The sequence below is a fragment of the Streptomyces sp. LHD-70 genome, assembly GCF_031157275.1.
In the GTDB taxonomy this organism is placed as follows: domain Bacteria; phylum Actinomycetota; class Actinomycetes; order Streptomycetales; family Streptomycetaceae; genus Streptomyces.
In genome coordinates this window covers 304,591-322,933 of sequence record NZ_JAVIFW010000008.1, presented here as the reverse complement: position 1 = coordinate 322,933, position 18,343 = coordinate 304,591, and the positions used below count along the sequence as shown (strand labels likewise).

Sequence of the window (18,343 nt, the reverse complement as noted above, 5' to 3'; positions counted from 1 at the left end):
CCCGCCCCCCGAGAGCCGGCCCCCGACCGCGCCCCCACGCCAGACCTCGCCCCCGACCGAACCCCCCGTCCTCATCCAGCCGTGCGTGGAATCCGCTTCTCCCATGTGCGGTGGAAGACGACCTCGTTGCCCTCGCGGCAGATCACCTCGTTGGAGGTGAGGAAGTCGTCCGCGTCGCAGGTGATCGTGGAGTGGGTCTCGACCCTTGCGTCCCAGCCGAGTTCGGGCCGGTGCAGGCGGATCGACCAGTCGGAGTGGGTGCGGGCGCTCAGCGGGTCGCGCTCGTCGATCTCGTACGTCTCCAGGGCGTCCTCGCTGAACTCGAGGCCGTCCGGGTAGATGCGGGTGCCGCCGTAGCGGGGGTCGACCTCCAGGCGCCAGGTGCCGCGCGCGACATCGCGTACGACGAGGCGTTCCGGACGCGGCTCCTCCAGGGTCTCCGGCTGGATGACGCCGAGGGGCTCGGACTGCTCGGGCTCGTCGGATACGGACAGCGGCTCGCCCGATTCGCCCGTCCAGACCGGGAGTTCGAGGGAGCTGCCCTTCGGGTCGAGGGTGAAGCCCTCCTCGGAGCCTGGCTGCGGCCAGATCCACGGCCAGTACGCGGAGGAGACGGCGAGGCGGATGCGGTGGCCGGCGGGGAAGGCGTGCCCGATGCCGTTCAGCTCGAACGTCACATCCTGGGTGGTGCCGGGCTGCCAGGGCTCGATCCGGTCCCGCCCGTGCCGTGCCGAGAGGTTGAGCACTCCGCGGGTGACCAGGGTGGACGAGCCGTCCGGCGCCACGTCGCAGAGCCGTGCGACGGCCTGGCCGCGCGGGGTGCCGAGGGCGAGCCGGAGGGTGACCCGCGCCCGCCCGAGGACCTCGAGCCGCTCGGGCACCTCGAACTCGAAGCACACCGACTTCGCGTCCTCGTCCCGCTGGTCGGGCGGCAGGTCGGCGTCATTGCCGAAGGGGAAGAAGCGGCCCGCGTCGAGGCCGGTCTGCTGCGGCGAGCGAACGGCCCGCGGATCGCCACCGAAGTGGTACGTCACGGGTGTGACCTGCGGGGACGGCCACTCCCTTGCGCCCACCCAACGGCCGGGCAGCTCCTCGTAGACCGTGGCCGGCGGATGGGACTCGCTGATCCAGGCCCGCAAGGTGGGCTCGTCCATGACGCCACCGCCACCGCCACCGCCACGCGCCGCCCCCGCACCCGAATCGGCACCCGAATCGGCACCCACATCGGCACCGGCACCGGCACCGGCATCCACACCGGCATCCGCACCCGAACCCGCACCCGCAGGCTCCTCGCTCACCGAAGGCGCCTCCGCCCCCTTCAACCAGTGATCCCACCACCGCAGCGTCTCCTGCAGGAAGCCGATCGCTGGCCCCGGCGGCAGGCCGCGGTCCGGGTACTGGTGGGACCACGGCCCGATCAACCCCTTGGCGGGCCCCGGCAGATGCTCGACGAGGCGCAGGACCGTGTCCCGGTACGGGTCGTGCCAGCCGCCGACGGCCAGGACGGCGGCCTTGACCGCGGAGTAGTCCTCGCAGACGCTGCCGTGCTGCCAGTACGAGTCGCGGGTCTGGTGGTGCAGCCAGGTGTGGATGAACGGGTCGAGGGACTCCAGGCGGCGCAGCCACATGTCGCGCCAGGAGTCGCCGACGAACTGCGGGTCCGGCGGGCGCGAGACGAAGGCGAGCATGGTCGAGGCCCAGGCGTGCATGTCGACGGCGAGGACGGAACCGCCCATGTAGTGCACGTCGTTGTCGTAGCGGTCGTCCGTCGAGCAGACCGTGACGATCGCCTTCAGGGGCTCGGGCGCGAGGGCCGCGATCTGCAGGGAGTTGAAGCCGCCCCAGGAGATGCCGAACATGCCGACCTTGCCTGTGGACCAGGGCTGCGCGGCGAGCCACTCGACCACGGCGACGCCGTCGGCGAGCTCGGTCGCCGAGTACTCGTCGCCGGGCAGCCCCTCGGAGTTCCCGTGCCCGCGCACGTCGACGCGTACGGAGGCGTAGCCGTGGCCCGCGTACCAGGGATGGCGCTGCCAGTCGCGCGGCGCGGTCCAGTCACTGAGGCGGTACGGCAGGTACTCGAGCAGCACCGGCACGGGCTCGTCGGTGACCGGCCGCCACACGCGCGCGTACAGCCGGCTGCCGTCGGGCAACGGGATGCGGATGTCCTCGCGGGTGGTCTCGTACGGGAACGCGGTGCGGATGTGCATGGCGGATCAACCTCGGGGGTGAGCCCCACTCGGGGCTCGAAGCAGGACTCAGTGGACGGGGTGCATGGTGCGGCGCAGCCAGGGGGCGGCGGCGATGACGGCGAGGCCGACGACGACCGCGACGGCGCCGTTGAGACCGAAGTAGACGGGGTTCGAGACCTCCCCGTAGAGCTTCACGACCTGCGCCTGGATGCCGTTGGCGAGGGCGAGGGAGAGGAACCAGAGGGCCATGGTCTGGCTGGCGAAGGCCTTGGGGGCGAGTTTGGTGGTGGCCGACATCCCGGAGGTCTCCAGGAGGATGTCGCCGAGGCCGAGCAGCAGATAGGAGCCGACGATCCACCAGGCCGCCATCTGGTACGTGTCGTCCTCGTGGCCGGAGGTGGGCAGCACCATCAGGAGGAAGGAGAGGCCGCCGAGGATCACCCCGAAGGCGATCTTGTTGGAGGCGTGCGGCTGCTTGTGTCCCATCCGCGCCCAGACCGTGGCGACGACGGGGGCGAGGGCCACCTCGAAGGCGCCGAGTGCGGAGGCGTACCAACCGGCCGGGAAGTGGAAGCCGAGGATCTCGGTGCGGGCGTTGGTCGACGCGAGCAGCATCATCGTCGAGTACGCCTGGAAGAGGATGAAGTTGAAGGCCACGGAGGCGAGGAACAGCACGATGTACGGGCGCAGCCGGCCGCGTTCCTCGGCCGTGACCCGGGGGCTGCGGAACATCCATACGAAGTAGACGATCGGCGCGATCACCGAGACCAGCGTGAGCAGGTCGACGAAGCGGTCCATGGTGAGCCAGCCGACGGCCGCGAGTACGCCCGCGAGCAGGGCGAAGCCGACGACCCCGAGGACGATGAGGAGCACCGCCCGCCGCATGGCCTGCTGCGGAAGGGCGTACTCCGCGGCGGCCTTGCGCCCGGCGAGGTGGCGGCGGCCCGCCACGTACTGAATCAGGCCGAGCGTCATGCCGATCGCGGCGGCGGAGAAGCCCCAGTGCCAGCCCTGGTGCTCGCCGAGCCAGCCGGTGATCAGCGGGCCGAGGAAGGCGCCGATGTTGATGCCCATGTAGTAGAGGGCGAAGCCGGCGTCGCGGCGGTCGTCCTCGGTGCCGTAGAGCTTGCCGACCATGTTGGCGACGTTGGGCTTGAGCAGTCCGGTGCCGGCGCTGATCAGGCCGAGCCCGACCCAGGTCATCGTGGCGGTGGGCACGGCCATGGAGTAGTGGCCGCAGGCGATGAGGATGCCGCCCCACAGGACCGCGCGGTACGAGCCGAGGATCCGGTCGGCGAGCCAGCCGCCGGCGACGGACACGAGATAGACGAGCGTGCCGTACGCGGCGGAGACGGAGGCGGCCGTTCCGGCGTCCATGCCGAGGCCGTCGTCGGCCACGGAGTCCGCGAAGAAGAGGACGAGGATCGCCTGCATACCGAGGAACGAGAAGCGCTCCCAGACCTCGAGGCCCGAGAGCGTGAGCAGCCCGCGTGGCTGCCCGAAGAAGGCCCGGTCGTCGCCGGGCTGTGGTTCGGTGTCCGCGGTCCTGGACGGGGTGTTTCGGGACAAGGCGCGAACTCCGTGGTGGGTCGGTGGACGATAAACGAGAAGTGGCCAGGTGGCCGAAAATGCTTGAATTCCTGGCTCACGAACATACCTTCGGCCGGTCGTGGTCGCGCGGCCTGCGCCCGAGGTCTCACGGGGTGGACGGTCCCCCTGTGAAGCCGGGGAGAACTGCGGGGATCCCGTGCTGGTCGGGCGGGGGCCCGCAGTGATCGAAACGCGACCGGATACGCTGACTTGAGTGATGGCAGCGACACATCGACAAACCGTGTCATCGGGCATGTGATCGACCGTGAATCGACTTGTGATCGTCAGCAGACAGGAGAACCCCTCGTGACCGTCGTCGGGCCGTTCGGGCTGAGCGTGCGGGACCAGGCTCTGGAAGCCGATGTCCAGGCCGGATTGGCTGCTGTCGAGGAAGGTCTCATCGAGGCCACCAAGAGCGAGGTCCCGTTCATCACGGAGGCCGCGCAACACCTGGTGCGGGCGGGCGGCAAGCGGTTCCGGCCGCTGCTCGGCATGCTCGCCGCCCAGTTCGGCGACCCCTACGCCCCCGGAGTGGTGCCGTCCGCGGTGGTCGTGGAGCTGACGCACCTGGCGACGCTCTACCACGACGACGTGATGGACGAGGCGGACGTGCGCCGCGGCGTGGCCAGCGCCAACGCCCGCTGGGGCAACTCGGTGGCCGTCCTCACCGGGGACTTCCTCTTCGCCCGCGCCTCGCACATCCTCGCCGACCTCGGCCCCGAGGCCGTCCGGATCCAGGCCGAGGCCTTCGAGCGCCTGGTCACCGGCCAGATCCTGGAGACCGCGGGCCCGCGCGACGGCCGCGACCCGGTCGAGCACTACCTCGACGTGATCAGCGGCAAGACCGGCTCCCTGATCGCGGTCGCGGGCCGCTTCGGCGCGATGATGTCCGGCGCCGACGAGACGGTCGTGGACGTCCTGACGCAGTACGGCGAACGCCTCGGCACCGCCTTCCAGCTGGCGGACGACGTACTCGACATCGCCTCCGACTCGCACGAGTCCGGCAAGACCCCCGGCACCGACCTGCGCGAGGGCATCCCCACGCTGCCGGTGCTGCACCTGCGCGCCCAGGCCGCCAAGGACGGCAGGCCCGAGGACGTCGCGCTGTGCGCACTGCTCGACGGCGACCTCACGGACGACGCCCGGCATGCCGAGGCGCTCGCCGGACTGCGTGCCCACCCGGCCCTGGAGCAGGCCCGCCGGGACACGATCCGGTACGCGGAGGACGCCCGCGCGACGCTCGCCCCGCTCCCGGAGTGCGGCGCGAAGGCGGCGCTCGTGGAGCTGTGCGACGCGGTGGTGCACCGCGCGGGCTGAGGCCATGGACGCGGTGATGCACCGCGCGGGCCGAGCCCGCTGAACGTCCGACGGCGGCGCTTCCCCTACGGGTCGGGGGAGGCGCCGCCGTCGTATGTCATCCCGTGGGCGTACGTGAGGTTGCGCCCCGGGGTTGACGCTTCCGGGCGGCCGATTTGGTCGTATAGAGGTGCACCACTTGAGGAACCAACTTGAGGACACAGCACCACTCCTGAACCAATTCGGGTGAGAATGGCGGCGAGGGGTGGACGAGTGCAGAGGGAAGACCGCCGCCGAACACGGAGGTAGGGCACACATGGCACCGTACGAATCGGCACAGCGCACCGCGGGGGACGAGGACCGGCCCACGGGCCGTCGCAGGGTGGCGCGTTACGCGGTCCCGGCCGCGGTGGCCGGCGTCGCGGCGGCGACCATCGGGCTCGTCCCGGCGCTCGCGGACTCCGGCGATCCGGACCTGCCGAAGATCACCGCGCAGCAGCTCATCGAGAAGATCGCGGCGTCGGACCAGGAGCAGATCTCCGGCAACGTGAAGATCAGCACGGACCTGGGCCTGCCGTCGCTCGCCGACGCGGCCGCCTCGCTCGCGCCCAAGGGCGGTGACGGGGAGGGCGGTTCGGCCGCGGCGCCGGACAAGAAGCTGATGGAGCTGGTGACCGGGACGCACACGCTGCGCGTGGCCGCCGACGGTCCGCAGAAGCAGAAGCTGTCGATCCTGGACGACGCGGCGGAGTACAGCATCATCCGCAACGGCTCCGACGTGTGGGCGTACGACAGTAAGTCGGACGAGGCGTTCCACGCCGAGGACGGGCACGCGGGCAAGGCCCCCAAGGAGGACCGGGGCAAGCACGAGGGTGTTCCGGCCACGCCCAAGGAGCTCGCCGACGAGGTCCTGAAGGCGGCCGACGAGACCACGTCCGTGACCGTCGACGGCACGGCGAGCGTCGCCGGGCGGGACGCGTACCAGCTGCTCGTCGAGCCCAAGGGCACCGGTTCCACGGTCGGTTCGATCCGGATCGCGGTGGACGCGGAGAACGGCGTGCCGCTGAAGTTCACGCTCAGCCCGAGCAGCGGTGGCAAGCCGGTGGTCGACGCCGGGTTCACCAAGGTCGACTTCGCGAAGCCGGCCGCGTCCACCTTCGAGTTCAAGCCCGGCAAGGGCACGAAGGTCACGGAGGCGGAGGACCTGGAGAAGCTGGAGAAGAAGCACCAGAAGGAGTTCGGCAAGGAGGGCTTCGGCAAGGACGGCTTCCTCGGCGGCCTGGGCGGGGACGGCCCCACGGCCAAGGGCAAGGACGGCGGCATGAAGGTGATCGGCGAGGGCTGGAGCTCCGTCGCGGTCATCGACAGCGGCACGAAGGGCGGCGTACCGTCCTCCGGTTCCGGTGAACTCCCGCCCGAGGCCGACCAGTTGCTCGACTCCTTCGGCGACAAGGTGACCGGCGAGTTCGGTTCCGGCACGGTCTTCTCCACGCGCCTGGTGAACGCGCTGATGACGGACGACGGCAAGGTCTACGTCGGCGCGGTGGACCAGGCCACGCTGGTGAAGGCGGCCAACTCGCAGAAGTAGCAAAAGTAGCAAAAGTAGCAGAAGTAGCAGAAGGGCAGAGACAGCAGCAGGGTTCCGCCCCGTGGGCCTCGCGCCCACGGGGCGCAACGCGCTGCGGGGCGGATCGCGCTGCGATCGGAACGGGCTGCGAGCGGAACGTGAAGGGGGGCGGGCCATGGAAGACGCGTTCGTGGCCGTGGAGACCCGAGGGCTGACCAAGCGCTTCCGCGGCGGCCAGCTCGCCGTGGACCACCTGGACCTCACCGTGCCGGCCGGTACGGTCTTCGGATTCCTCGGGCCCAACGGTTCCGGCAAGACCACCACCATCCGCATGCTGATGGGCCTGATCGAGCCGACCTCCGGTACGGCGAAGGTGCTCGGCCGCCGTATGCCGGACGCCGCACGGACCGTACTGCCGCAGGTCGGCGCACTGATCGAGGGCCCCGCCCCGTACGCCTTCCGCTCCGGCCGGGACAACCTGCTGCGGTACGACGCGGCCGACCCGACCGCCGACCCGCGCACCCGTGCCGCCCGGGTCGACGCCGCCCTGGAGCGGGTGGGCCTGGGCGCGGCGGCGGGGAAGAAGGCCAAGGCGTACTCGCTCGGCATGAAGCAGCGGCTCGGGCTGGCGGCGGCGCTGCTCAGACCGCGCCGACTGCTCGTACTCGACGAGCCGACCAATGGCCTCGACCCACAGGGCATGCGTGAAATCAGGGCGCTGATCAGGGAGTTGGCGCAGGAGGGGCGTACCGTCTTCCTCTCCTCGCATCTGCTCGACGAGATCGAGCAGGTCTGCACGCACGCAGCCGTGATGGCCCGCGGCCGGCTCGTCGTACAGGGCTCGGTCGCGGAGCTGGCGGCCCGCGCGCAGGACCGGATCGCGGTCACCACACCGGACCCGGGCGACGCGGCGCGGATCCTCAAGGAGTACGGGGTCACGGGCCTGACGGTCACCGAGGACCGGGTCACGGGCGAGCCGCCGCCCGGCGAGAGGGACCCGGCCGAGCTGAATGCGGCCCTTGTCCATGCGGGTGTCCGGGTCCGGGCGTTCGGCCTCGAACGGGGCACTCTGGAAGACGCGTTCGTGGCGCTGACGGGGGAGGGATTCGATGTCACAGGGTGACATCACAACCGAAAGGGCACCCCTGCCCGCCGCGGCGACGCTCGGCCTCCTCCGCTCCGAACTGGGCCTCACCTTCCGCCGCCTGCGCACCTTCGCGCTCCTCGGTGTGCTCGCGGCGATCCCCGTACTGATCGGCGTCGTCGTGAGGATCGAGACGGGAGGCGGCCCGTCCAACGGGGGCGGTGCCGGGGCGGACGGCGGCGGTCCGGCGTTCATGGCGCAGATCAGCAACAACGGTCTGTTCCTGGTGTTCACCGCGCTCGCCGCGACCCTGCCGTTCTTCCTCCCGCTGACCGTCGGCGTCGTCGCGGGCGACGCGATCGCGGGCGAGGCGAGCGCCGGCACGCTGCGCTATCTGCTCGTCGCGCCGGCGGGCCGTACGCGACTGCTGCTCGTCAAGTACGCGTCGACACTGGCGTTCTGCCTCGCCGCGACGCTCACCGTGGCGGTGTCGGGCCTGGTCACCGGCGCGCTGCTGTTCCCGGTGGGGGAGCTCACCACGATCTCCGGCACCCGGATCGACTACTCCGAGGGACTGTGGCGGGCGCTCCTGATCGCCCTCGCCGTCGCGCTGTCACTGGTCGGCTTCGCCGCGCTCGGACTGTTCGTGTCCACCCTGACCAACAGCGGGATCGCGGCCATGGCCGGCACCGTGGGACTCCTTGTCACGGTGCAGATCCTGACCACGATCCCGCAGCTGGACGCGGTGCATCCGTACCTCTTCTCGCACCACTGGCTGTCCTTCGCCGACCTGATGCGCGAACCGGTCCTCTGGGAGAACCTGTACGCCAACCTCCGACTGCAGGGTTTCTACGCCCTGTTGTTCGGCTCGGCGGCCTGGGCCCGGTTCGCGGGCAAGGACATCAGCGCCTGAGGGAGAGCGGATCTACGACGACAGCTGCCAGATCGCGTGCGCGATGGCGTCGCTGTTGCGGTCGAGGGCCGTGTCGTTGATGTTCTCGGTCGTGTCGCAGGCCGAGTGGTAGCAGCGGTCGAAGGACTCGCCCGCCGTGCCGCCCCACTTCTGCGCCTGCTCGCTGGACATGGTGTTCCCGGCCCCGGTGAACAGTCCGCCCACCGGTATCCCGGCGTCCAGGAACGAGGCGTGGTCGGAGCGGCCGTCGCCCTCGGTCTCTATCTCCGTGGGTACGTCGAGTCCGGCGAAGTAGTCCTTGAAGACCTTCTCGATGGCCGGGTCGTCGTCGTACACGAAGTAGCCCGGGTTCGGCGAGCCGATCATGTCGAAGTTGAGATAGCCGCTGATCTTTGAACGGTCCGCGTCCGGAAGGGAGTTGACGTAGTTCCGGGAGCCGACCAGGCCCTGCTCCTCGGCGCCCCACCAGGCGAAGCGCAGATGCTTCGCGGGCTTGAGCTGCTCACGGGAGACGGCGAGCGCGGTCTCCAGTACGGCCGCGGAACCCGAGCCGTTGTCGTTGATGCCGGGCCCGGAGCTGACGCTGTCGAGGTGGGCGCCGGCCATCAGGACCTGGCCCTCGTCGCCGCCGGGCCAGTCGGCGACCAGGTTGTACCCGGTGGCGCCGCCGGAGTTGAACTCCTTGACGGAGGTGGTGAATCCGGCGGCGTCCAGCTTGCCCTTGAGGTAGTCGATGGACGCCTTGTAGCCGGGCCGGCCGTGGGCGCGGTTGCCGCCGTTGGCCTCGGCTATGGACTGCAGTTCGCCGAGGTGCGCCTTGACGTCGGCGACGGGTATGTCGGGTGCCGCGGCGGCCGGTTCGGCCGTGGGTGCCGCGGTCGCCGCGGGCATCGCGAGCAGCCCGGAGGTGACGAGCGCGGCGGCGGTGAGGGTGCGTATCGGGGCGGAGAGTTTCATGTGGGGGCTCCGAAGTCCGTACGGGAACAGGGTGGGGGGCGTACGAGACGTGCGGTTGCGCGCGGGCGCATGGTGCTGGTGGCGCGCGCGCAACGCGTGGTGCGTGCGCCCTGATGGTGGGTGCACGCTGACGTCACGTCAAGAGCGAATTCCGGTCCGCCCGTTCCGTATTCCGGGCGCCGCCGATTCCGTCCGCCCGAACCCCCGTCCCCTCACATCCCCTCAACTCACCTCAAGCCACGCAGAATTCATTCCCCTCGGGATCCTGCATGAGCACCCAGCTGCCGCCCGGCTCGTCCACCGCGCGCACCATGCGCGCGCCGAGCCCTTCGAGCCGCGCCACTTCGTCCGCGCGCTGCTCGGCGCCGACATGCAGGTCGAGGTGGACCCGGTTCTTGCCGGTCTTCGGCTCCGGGACCTGGTTGAAGAGCAGCCGCCGCCCGAGCCCGGCCCCGCTGAGCTCGTCGTAGGGGTCGTCGGGGTGCCGCGCCGCCGCGGCCCCGCGCCAGGAGGGCCGGCCGTGGTGCTCGGTGACGAGCGCGGGCGGTACGGCGCCCGCGCCGAGGAGTTGCTCGATCAGGACGCTGTTGTCCTCGACCGCGTAGCCGAGCGCGGCGGCCCAGAAGTCGGCCTGCGCGTGCGGGTCGGTGGAGTCGATGACGATTTTCCACTGGAGAGGCATGTAACCGGTTATAGCGGTTACGGTTGCGGAGCGGCAAGGGCGACGCCCCGCAGCATGTACGCCCCGCCCGTACGCCCAGCCCGTGCGCCCCGCCCGCAAAGCCCGCCCGTACGCAACGCCGCCCCTCACCGCGGCTGCGGCACCGCGATCCGCCACCCCGCGTTGTACGTCCCGCGCACCGGGATCACCCGCAACTCGCCCGGCGTGCGTGGCGGTTCGGCGTTGCGCAGGACCCAGGCGTCCGGCGGGGAGTCGGGGTGCTGGATCGCGGGGGCGCAGCCCGCGGTGTACGCCACGGGGATCACCATGCTGTTGCCGTCCAGGACGCAGCCCCGGCCGACGCCCGCCGCACGCAGCGCGGCCGTGATCCGGTGCCAGTCGCCGCGGGCCTCGGCCTGGATCCCGGCATGCGCGTGAGTCGCGGCCAGTTGGACGCCGAGATGTCCGATGGCGGCGAGGGTCAGTATGCCGACGGCGATCCGCCCGCGCCCGCGCGCCGCACCCCACAGCGCCCGCACGGCGACAGCGGCGGGCAGCGCGAGCAGCGCGTACGCGGGGAGCAGGAAGCGGGCGGCGGAGTAGTCGAGGAGGAAGAGATACGTGACGGAGGCGGACCCGGCGACGACGACCGGCAGCACGACGGCCGCGACGGGCACGTCGTCCGGCCCCCCATCCATCCCCGTACGCCCCCGTCCTCGCCGCACGAGCCACACCCCGACGACCACCAGGACCGGCAGCGCGTACCACCACAGGGCCGTCGGCAGGCTCGGCCCCGCCGCTGTGCAGGGGCGGCAGAGCAGCGGGCCGTCGAGGGCGTTGATGACAGCGGGCAGGTTGAACCGGGGCCGCAGGCCGCCCTGTTGCTCCGCCGCGAGGGCGAGCCGCTCGCGTACGCCCCCGAACCGCAGCTCGGACTCGACGACCCACGGCACGAGCCCGGCCAGGGCGCCCACCGCCATCGCGACGAGCGGCCGGGCGGCACCGGCCCGCCACGGCCGGTGCGCGACCACGGCGAGAAGCAGCGGCGCCACGATCCACGCCGCGTCGTTGGGCCGTGTCAGCGTGGCGAGCCCGAGGCCGAAGGCGAGCCCGGCCGACGCCCGCAGGAAGGTCCCGTGACCCTCGCGCAGGCACAGGAACCAGCCGACCGCCGCCGTCGCGCCCATCGCCGTGTAGTGGTTGGGCATCGCGGAGCCGACGTAGAACAGCGTGAACCAGAGGCTCCCGTAGCCCGCCGCGGCCAGCGGCACGACGTGCGGCCGCGCGCGCAGCACCCGCAGCCAGGGCACGTACCCGACGTACAGCGCGACCCCCGCGAGCAGACTCAGCCACACCCGCAGCAGCACCACGTGGTCCGACCAGCCGGCGACCGGCGCCATCAGCGCGGGCACACCCCGGGTGCGCGGCGCCTCGAAGGGGACGTTGAGGCCCTGGGCGTACGAGGGGAAGCGGCCGGCGTAGACGATCTCGTCCCAGCCGAGCGGCAGGCTCAGCGGCACGAACAGCGCGGGCAGCACCGCGAACCCGGCGCAGACGAGGAGCAGCGCGCGGTGGTCCCGTCGCGGAGGCGTGAGGTGCGGCGGCGGCATCGCCTCACGGTACTGAAGTAATTGCCCGGCTATGCGACGACTTGTCCGTTCTCGGGGGTGTGCCGCGCCTCCGCTCAAGCCGCCGTAACCGCGGTAACCGCGGTAACCGCATACGCTGGTTACGTGATGTACGGCCGTTCCTTCCACTTCGACCCCGGTGCCCTCTGCCTGGAGCTGCTGCCGACCGGCGGGGCCGAGCGCTACCCGCAGTTCGAGTCGCTGCATGAGCCCGCCGATCTGCGGGTCTGGGTGGCGGAGAGCAGGCTCGGCGCGGGGCTTGAAGTGACGGTCGACGAAAGCGAGTTGGCGGCCGCGCACGCCCTGCGGGCCGCGCTGTGGTCGCTGGCCGAGGCCCGTGCGCGCGGCGGCGCCCTCGATCCGGGGCCGCTGGCCGTGGTCAACGCCGCCGCGGCCGAGCCGCCGCTGGCCGCCCGCCTGTTGCCGGACGGCACGCGCGCGTGGAGCGAAGGGGCCACGGCGAGCGGGCTGCTCTCGACCGTCGCGCGCGACGCGATCGAGCTGTTCACCGGCCCGTACGCACACCGCATCCGGGTCTGCGGGGCCGACAACTGCCTCCTGGTCTTCGTCGACACGTCACGGGCGGGCCGCCGCCGCTGGTGCTCGATGGAGCGCTGCGGCAACCGCAACAAGGTCAGAACCCACCGGGCCAAGAATTAGCCCCGACGGCGATAGGCGATTGGCGATAAGCGATAAGCGATAAGCGATTGGCGATTGAGGAGCAGGGGGCCGGAGGGCGGGCCCCCGAGACGCCCACCGTCAGAGTGTCGCCTTGGAGGACGAGGACGAGGACGAGGGCGAGGGCGGAGACGACACCTCGGTCCCCTTCGTCGCGTCCGGCGCCACCGCCTGCGCGGCCGCCAGCCGAATCGCCTCCGCCCGCGTCCGACGGGCGTTCCGCAGCGCGTCCCACGTGAGCAGCGAAAGGGCCAGCCACACCAGGGCGAAGCCCGCCCACCGCTCGGGCGGCATGGCCTCGTGGAAGTACGTGATGCCGAGCACGAACTGGAACACCGGCGCCAGGTACTGCAACAGCCCGAGCGTCGACAGCGGTACGCGGATCGCGGCGGCCCCGAACAGGATCAGGGGGATCGCGGTCACCAGGCCGGTCGCGGCGAGCAGCGCGGCGTGGCCGGCGCCGTGCGGCCCGAAGTGGGACTCGCCCCGCGTGCCCAGCCAGATCAGATAGCCGAGCGCGGGCAGGAACTGGATGGTGGTCTCCGCGGCGAGCGACTCCAGACCGCCGAGGTTGACCTTCTTCTTGACCAGGCCGTACGTCGCGAACGAGAAGGCCAGCGTCAGCGAGATCCACGGCGGCTGCCCGTACCCGACGGCCAGGACGAGCACCGCGGCGGCGCCCACGCCCACGGCCGTCCACTGCAGCGGGCGCAGCCGTTCCTTCAGGAGGAGCACGCCCATCGCGATGGTGACGAGCGGATTGATGAAGTAGCCGAGCGAGGCCTCGAGGACATGGCCGGTGTTCACGGACCAGATGTAGAGGCCCCAGTTGACGGTGATCACGGTCGCCGCGATCGTCACCAGGCCCAGCTTGCGGGGCTCCCGCAGCAGCTCGCCCGCCCACGCCCAGCGCCGCATCACGAGCAGCACGAGCGCGACGAGCGCCAGCGACCACACCATCCGGTGGGCCAGGATCTCTCCGGCACCGGCCGGTTTGAGGAGCGGCCAGAAGAGGGGGACGAGGCCCCACAACCCGTAGGCGGCAAAGCCGCATATCAGTCCCGCGCGACCCTCACCCGACGGCTTCAAGGCCCCTCCACTCTGCTTCGTGACAACTCCACGAAGGTAGCGCCGAGAAGGCCCACCTGTCATGTCCGTATCCGCATACGGTCATGACAGGCGCACCCACGTCCGCAACGGCCCGGCGCGAGGCTCAGAGGATCACGCGACCCTGGGGGTCACGCGGCCCTGGGGGGTCACGCGGCCAGAGGGGTCACGCGGTCAAGAGGGTCACGCGGCCCTGAGCGCGGCCGTGATCGCCTCGGCCACCGGCGTCGTCGGCCGGCCGATCAGCCGGGCCAGGTCACCGCTGCGCCCGGCGAGCCGCCCGCGCTCCACGGCGGCGTCCACGTCGACCAGGATCTCGGCCATCGGCCCGGGCACTCCGGCGCCGGTGAGGACCGCGAGGTGCTGCTCGGCGGGCACGTTCCGGTACGCGATCTCCTTGCCGGTCTGCCGACCCACCTCGGCCGCGTACTCCGCGAAGCTCCACGCCTCGTCGCCGCTCAGCTCGTACGTCCGGTCCTCGTGGCCCTCGCCGGTCAGCACGGCGACGGCGGCCGCGGCGTAGTCGGCGCGCGCGGCCGAGGCGATCCGGCCCTCGCCCGCGTTGGCCAGGACCGCGCCGTGCTCGACGACCGGGGCCAGGTTCGCGGTGTGGTTCTCGTGGTACCAGCCGTTGCGCAGGAACGCGTACGGGAGTCCGGAGTCGAGGATCGCCCGCTCGGTCGCCTTGTGCTCGTCGGCGAGCCGGAAGTCGGCCTCGGGGCCGCCGAGGATCCCGGTGTACGCGAGCAGCGCGACGCCCGCCGCCTTCGCCGCGTCGATCACCGCCTGGTGCTGCGCCACCCGCCGGCCGACCTCGCTGCCGGAGATCAGCAGCACCCGGTCACCGGCGCCGAACGCCCCGGCGAGGGTCTCGGGCGCCGAGTAGTCCGCGATCCGCAGCTCGATCCCGCGCTCCGCGAGGCCGGCGGCCTTGTCCTTGTCGCGGACGACGGCGGCGATCCGGCCGGCCGGGACCCGGGCGTCGAGCAGCTGCTCCACGACGAGGCGGCCGAGCTGTCCGGTGGCTCCGGTGACGACGATCATGAGGGGCTCCTAGGTGGGGTTCGAGGCCCTTTCTCGGGGATGCCCCCAACGTAAGCTGGGCACTAACCAAACGGAAGTACCCACTTTGAAGTAAGGTACTGGCATGGAAGTTAGCTGGCAGCCGGGCATGAAGATGGACGTCAACGCCCCGATGTGCCCCTCGCGCGGGGTCCTCGAACACGTCACGAGCCGCTGGGGCGTGCTGATCCTGATCGCCCTGCGGGAGCGCTCGTACCGCTTCAGCGAGCTGCGCCGGCACGTCGGCGGGGTGAGCGAGAAGATGCTGGCCCAGACACTGCAGACGCTGGAGCGCGACGGCTTCGTGCTGCGCGACGCCCAGCCGGTGATCCCGCCGCGCGTCGACTACTCCCTGACGGAGCTCGGCGAGGAGGCGGCCGCCCAGGTCGAGGCGCTCGGCCGGTGGACGGAGCGGCGCACGGAGCAGGTGCTCAAGAACCGGGAGAAGTACGACGAGGCCCGGCCCTGAATCACTGCTCAGGGCCGGGCCTCACACTCGTTCTGTGAACGTCAGCCGACGACGGTCCAGGTGTCGTTGCCGGTGAGGAGGGCGGCGAGGTCGCCCTTGCCGTTCTGCTCGATGGCGGCGTCGAGCTGGTCGGCCATCTGGGTGTCGTAGACGGGCCGCTCGGCGGAGCGGAACACGCCGATCGGGGTCTGGTGCAGGGTGTCCGGGTCGGCGAGGCGGGACAGAGCGAACGCGGTGGTCGGGGACGCGGAGTGGGCGTCGTGGACGAGGATCTGCGACCGGTTGTCCTCGGTGACGTCCACGACCTTCAACTCCCCGGTCAGGGTGTCCCGTACGACTCCCTTGGCGCTGTCAGTGCCGAAGGTGATCGGCTGCCCGTGTTCGAGGCGGATGACGGCTTCCTCGGCCTGCTGCTTGTCTTTGAGGACTTCGAAGGCGCCGTCGTTGAAGATGTTGCAGTTCTGGTAGATCTCCACCAGGGCGGTGCCGTCGTGGGCGGCGGCCTGGCGCAGCACGTCGGTGAGGTGCTTGCGGTCGGAGTCGACGGTGCGGGCCACGAAGCTCGCCTCCGCGCCGAGGGCGAGGGAGACCGGGTTGAAGGGGGCGTCCAGGGAGCCCATCGGCGTGGACTTGGTGACCTTGCCGACCTCGGAGGTGGGGGAGTACTGGCCCTTGGTGAGGCCGTAGATCCGGTTGTTGAACAGCAGGATCTTCAGGTTCACGTTGCGGCGCAGCGCGTGGATGAGGTGGTTGCCGCCGATCGACAGGGCGTCGCCGTCACCGGTGACGACCCAGACGCTCAAGTCCCGTCGGGAGGAGGCGAGTCCGGTCGCGATGGCGGGGGCACGGCCGTGGATGGAGTGCATCCCGTACGTGTTCATGTAGTACGGGAAACGGGAGCTGCAGCCGATGCCGGAGACGAAGACGATGTTCTCGCGGGCGAGACCGAGCTCGGGCATGAATCCCTGCACGGCGGCCAGGACCGCGTAGTCACCACACCCCGGGCACCAGCGCACTTCCTGATCGGACTTGAAGTCCTTCATGGACTGCTTGGCTTCGGCCTTGGGGACGAGGGACAGCAGCGTCCGAGCCTGCTCAGTCTGCGTCTGCGTCTGCTCGGAGCTGTGCGTGGTCGTCGTGTCAGCCATCGAGCGCCTCCTTGAGAACCGTGGCGAGCTGCTCGGCCTTGAACGGCATGCCGTTGACCTGCGTGTAACTCCGGGCGTCCACCAAGTACTTGGCCCGGATCAGCGTGGCGAGCTGGCCCAGGTTCATCTCCGGAACCACCACATTGGGGTAACGCTTCAACACCCCGCCCAGATTCCCCGGCAGCGGGTTGAGGTGCCGCAGATGCACCTGCGCGACCGGCTGTCCCGCGTTCCGCAGCCGGCGCACGGCGGCGGTGATCGGGCCGTAGGTCGAGCCCCAGCCGAGAACGAGCAGCTCAGCCTCGCCGCTCGGGTCGTCGACCTCCACGTCCGGGACGTCGATGCCGTCGACCTTGGCCTGGCGGGTGCGGACCATCAGCTCGTGGTTGGCCGGGTCGTACGAGATGTTCCCCGTCCCGTCCTGCTTCTCGATGCCGCCGATCCGGTGCTCCAGACCCGGCGTCCCCGGCACCGCCCACGGCCGGGCCAGGGTCTGCGGATCACGCTTGTACGGCCAGAACACCTCGGTGCCGTCGTCCAGCGTGTGGTTCGGCCCGTGCGCGAACTGCGTCCGCAGATCCGGCAGTTCATCCACCTCCGGAATCCGCCACGGCTCGCTGCCGTTCGCCAGATAGCCGTCGGAGAGCAGGAACACCGGCGTCCGGTACGTGAGAGCGATCCGCGCCGCCTCGATCGCCGCGTCGAAACAGTCCGCCGGCGTCTTCGGCGCCACGATCGGCACCGGCGCCTCACCATTCCTGCCGTACATCGCCTGCAGCAGATCCGCCTGCTCCGTCTTCGTCGGCAGACCCGTCGACGGCCCGCCGCGCTGAATGTCCACCACCAGCAGCGGCAGCTCCAACGACACCGCCAACCCGATCGTCTCCGACTTCAGGGCCACGCCCGGACCGGACGTCGTCGTCACCGCCAGCGACCCGCCAAAAGCGGCACCGAGCGCCGCGCCGATCCCCGCGATCTCGTCCTCGGCCTGGAACGTCCGCACACCGAAATTCTTGTGCTTGCTCAGCTCATGCAGAATGTCCGACGCCGGAGTGATCGGATACGACCCCAGATACAACGGCAGATCCGCCTGTCGCGACGCCGCCACCAGACCGTACGACAAGGCCAGATTCCCGGAGATGTTCCGGTACGTGCCCGTCGGGAACGCCGCAGCCGCCGGCGCCACCTCATAACTGACGGCGAAATCCTCCGTCGTCTCCCCGAAATTCCAGCCCGCACGGAACGCCGCGATGTTCGCCGCCGCGATATCCGGCTTCTTCGCGAACTTCGACTTCAGGAAACTCTCCGTGCCCTCCGTAGGCCGGTGATACATCCACGACAGCAAACCAAGCGCGAACATGTTCTTACTGCGCCCCGCATCCTTACGGGACAGCTCGAACTCCTTCAACGCCTCCACCGTCAACGTCGTCAACGGCACCGGATGCACCCGATAACCCTCGAGCGAACCGTCCTCAAGGGGAGAATCCGCGTACCCGACCTTCTGCATCGCCCGCTTCGTGAACTCGTCCGTGTTCACGATGATCTCCGCGCCCCGCGGCACATCCGCGATGTTCGCCCTCAACGCCGCCGGATTCATCGCCACCAGAACATTCGGCGCATCCCCCGGCGTGAGAATGTCATGATCCGCGAAATGCAACTGGAAACTCGACACACCCGGAAGCGTCCCGGCAGGAGCACGAATCTCGGCCGGGAAATTCGGCAGCGTCGACAAGTCATTACCGAACGACGCCGTCTCCGACGTGAACCGGTCACCCGTCAACTGCATACCGTCACCCGAGTCACCCGCAAAACGGATGATCACCCGGTCCAGACGGCGCACTTCCTTGTCGCCGGACGGCTTCCGCTGTCCACCCACGACGGCCGAGTCGGCCTGCTCGGCATGGCTACTGACCTGGCTGGTCACTGAACTGGACCTCCCTCGAGGCTGCGGCACGGGAGACGCCGGTCGACCGGTCCTCCCAGGGCCACCC

14 protein-coding genes and 1 pseudogene are annotated in these 18,343 nt (G+C 70.6%); 6 read left to right on the top strand and 9 right to left on the bottom strand.

From position 1 onward, the window contains the following. Nucleotides 1–71 precede the first annotated feature (71 nt). Nucleotides 72–2,210, bottom strand: coding sequence for a CocE/NonD family hydrolase (locus RCO28_RS18380; RefSeq protein ID WP_308942204.1), 2,139 nt, complete (start codon nt 2,208–2,210; stop codon nt 72–74). 48 nt (nt 2,211–2,258) lie between these two features. Then, nucleotides 2,259–3,761, bottom strand: a complete 1,503-nt coding sequence (locus tag RCO28_RS18375; protein WP_308942203.1) for a peptide MFS transporter — start codon at nt 3,759–3,761, stop codon at nt 2,259–2,261. Between the two features lie 327 nt (nt 3,762–4,088). On the opposite strand from RCO28_RS18375, the gene RCO28_RS18370 reads away from it, so the two are divergent. The 4 genes from RCO28_RS18370 (at nt 4,089) to RCO28_RS18355 (ending at nt 8,642) form a co-directional block, all read left to right on the top strand. Next, a complete protein-coding gene (locus RCO28_RS18370) occupies nt 4,089–5,099 on the top strand; it encodes a polyprenyl synthetase family protein (protein ID WP_308942202.1) in 1,011 nt (336 codons plus the stop codon). A 295-nt stretch (nt 5,100–5,394) separates the two neighbouring features. Further along, complete coding sequence (locus RCO28_RS18365) at nt 5,395–6,666, top strand: DUF2092 domain-containing protein (RefSeq protein WP_308942201.1); 1,272 nt, start codon at nt 5,395–5,397, stop codon at nt 6,664–6,666. A 154-nt stretch (nt 6,667–6,820) separates the two neighbouring features. Continuing rightward, nucleotides 6,821–7,768 carry an ABC transporter ATP-binding protein gene (locus RCO28_RS18360; RefSeq protein ID WP_308942200.1) on the top strand — a complete coding sequence of 316 codons (948 nt, stop codon included), beginning with the start codon at nt 6,821–6,823 and terminating at the stop codon, nt 7,766–7,768. After that, entirely contained in the window at nt 7,755–8,642 is an 888-nt protein-coding gene (locus RCO28_RS18355) for an ABC transporter permease subunit (protein ID WP_308942199.1), read from the top strand. Before RCO28_RS18360 ends, RCO28_RS18355 begins: the two co-directional genes overlap by 14 nt. 15 nt (nt 8,643–8,657) lie before the next feature. On the opposite strand, the pseudogene RCO28_RS18350 reads toward RCO28_RS18355, so the two are convergent. The 3 genes and pseudogenes from RCO28_RS18350 to RCO28_RS18340 form a co-directional block, all read right to left on the bottom strand. Then, nucleotides 8,658–9,599, bottom strand: a pseudogene (locus tag RCO28_RS18350) (M28 family metallopeptidase); the annotation flags it as partial. Between the two features lie 232 nt (nt 9,600–9,831). After that, nucleotides 9,832–10,281 carry a VOC family protein gene (locus RCO28_RS18345; protein WP_308942198.1) on the bottom strand — a complete coding sequence of 150 codons (450 nt, stop codon included), beginning with the start codon at nt 10,279–10,281 and terminating at the stop codon, nt 9,832–9,834. Between the two features lie 125 nt (nt 10,282–10,406). Continuing rightward, nucleotides 10,407–11,870: a hypothetical protein gene (locus RCO28_RS18340; RefSeq protein ID WP_308942197.1), complete on the bottom strand. Its 1,464-nt coding sequence runs from the start codon at nt 11,868–11,870 to the stop codon at nt 10,407–10,409. Between the two features lie 126 nt (nt 11,871–11,996). Between RCO28_RS18340 and RCO28_RS18335 the strand changes: the two genes are divergently transcribed. Then, nucleotides 11,997–12,548 carry a CGNR zinc finger domain-containing protein gene (locus RCO28_RS18335; RefSeq protein ID WP_308942276.1) on the top strand — a complete coding sequence of 184 codons (552 nt, stop codon included), beginning with the start codon at nt 11,997–11,999 and terminating at the stop codon, nt 12,546–12,548. A gap of 99 nt (nt 12,549–12,647) precedes the next feature. Here the strand turns inward: RCO28_RS18335 and rarD are convergent, their stop codons facing one another. Beyond that, the gene (gene rarD, locus RCO28_RS18330; protein WP_308942196.1) at nt 12,648–13,655 is read right to left on the bottom strand and encodes an EamA family transporter RarD; all 1,008 of its coding nucleotides are present in this window, start codon (nt 13,653–13,655) and stop codon (nt 12,648–12,650) included. A gap of 201 nt (nt 13,656–13,856) precedes the next feature. Then, nucleotides 13,857–14,717, bottom strand: coding sequence for an SDR family oxidoreductase (locus RCO28_RS18325; RefSeq protein ID WP_308942195.1), 861 nt, complete (start codon nt 14,715–14,717; stop codon nt 13,857–13,859). Between the two features lie 103 nt (nt 14,718–14,820). Between RCO28_RS18325 and RCO28_RS18320 the strand changes: the two genes are divergently transcribed. Next, nucleotides 14,821–15,204: a helix-turn-helix domain-containing protein gene (locus tag RCO28_RS18320; protein ID WP_308942194.1), complete on the top strand. Its 384-nt coding sequence runs from the start codon at nt 14,821–14,823 to the stop codon at nt 15,202–15,204. Between the two features lie 41 nt (nt 15,205–15,245). On the opposite strand, the gene RCO28_RS18315 is transcribed toward RCO28_RS18320, so the two are convergent. Both RCO28_RS18315 and RCO28_RS18310 read right to left on the bottom strand, forming a co-directional pair. Further along, nucleotides 15,246–16,352 (bottom strand): 2-oxoacid:ferredoxin oxidoreductase subunit beta, encoded by a 1,107-nt coding sequence (locus tag RCO28_RS18315; protein ID WP_308942193.1) that lies wholly within the window; start codon nt 16,350–16,352, stop codon nt 15,246–15,248. Beyond that, nucleotides 16,345–18,276, bottom strand: coding sequence for a 2-oxoacid:acceptor oxidoreductase subunit alpha (locus RCO28_RS18310; protein WP_308942192.1), 1,932 nt, complete (start codon nt 18,274–18,276; stop codon nt 16,345–16,347). The genes RCO28_RS18315 and RCO28_RS18310 overlap by 8 nt, the downstream gene beginning before the upstream one ends. Between the last annotated feature and the right edge of the window lie 67 nt (nt 18,277–18,343).

Bases quoted from the DNA above. Each gene is read 5' to 3' on its own strand.
- RCO28_RS18380 (WP_308942204.1), bottom strand. From the start codon at position 2,210: ATGCACATCCGCACCGCGTTCCCGTACGAGACCACCCGCGAGGACATC.
- RCO28_RS18365 (WP_308942201.1), top strand. From the start codon at position 5,395: ATGGCACCGTACGAATCGGCACAGCGCACCGCGGGGGACGAGGACCGG.
- RCO28_RS18360 (WP_308942200.1), top strand. From the start codon at position 6,821: ATGGAAGACGCGTTCGTGGCCGTGGAGACCCGAGGGCTGACCAAGCGC.
- RCO28_RS18355 (WP_308942199.1), top strand. From the start codon at position 7,755: ATGTCACAGGGTGACATCACAACCGAAAGGGCACCCCTGCCCGCCGCG.
- RCO28_RS18345 (WP_308942198.1), bottom strand. From the start codon at position 10,281: ATGCCTCTCCAGTGGAAAATCGTCATCGACTCCACCGACCCGCACGCG.
- RCO28_RS18340 (WP_308942197.1), bottom strand. From the start codon at position 11,870: ATGCCGCCGCCGCACCTCACGCCTCCGCGACGGGACCACCGCGCGCTG.
- RCO28_RS18335 (WP_308942276.1), top strand. From the start codon at position 11,997: ATGTACGGCCGTTCCTTCCACTTCGACCCCGGTGCCCTCTGCCTGGAG.
- RCO28_RS18325 (WP_308942195.1), bottom strand. From the start codon at position 14,717: ATGATCGTCGTCACCGGAGCCACCGGACAGCTCGGCCGCCTCGTCGTG.
- RCO28_RS18320 (WP_308942194.1), top strand. From the start codon at position 14,821: ATGGAAGTTAGCTGGCAGCCGGGCATGAAGATGGACGTCAACGCCCCG.
- RCO28_RS18315 (WP_308942193.1), bottom strand. From the start codon at position 16,352: ATGGCTGACACGACGACCACGCACAGCTCCGAGCAGACGCAGACGCAG.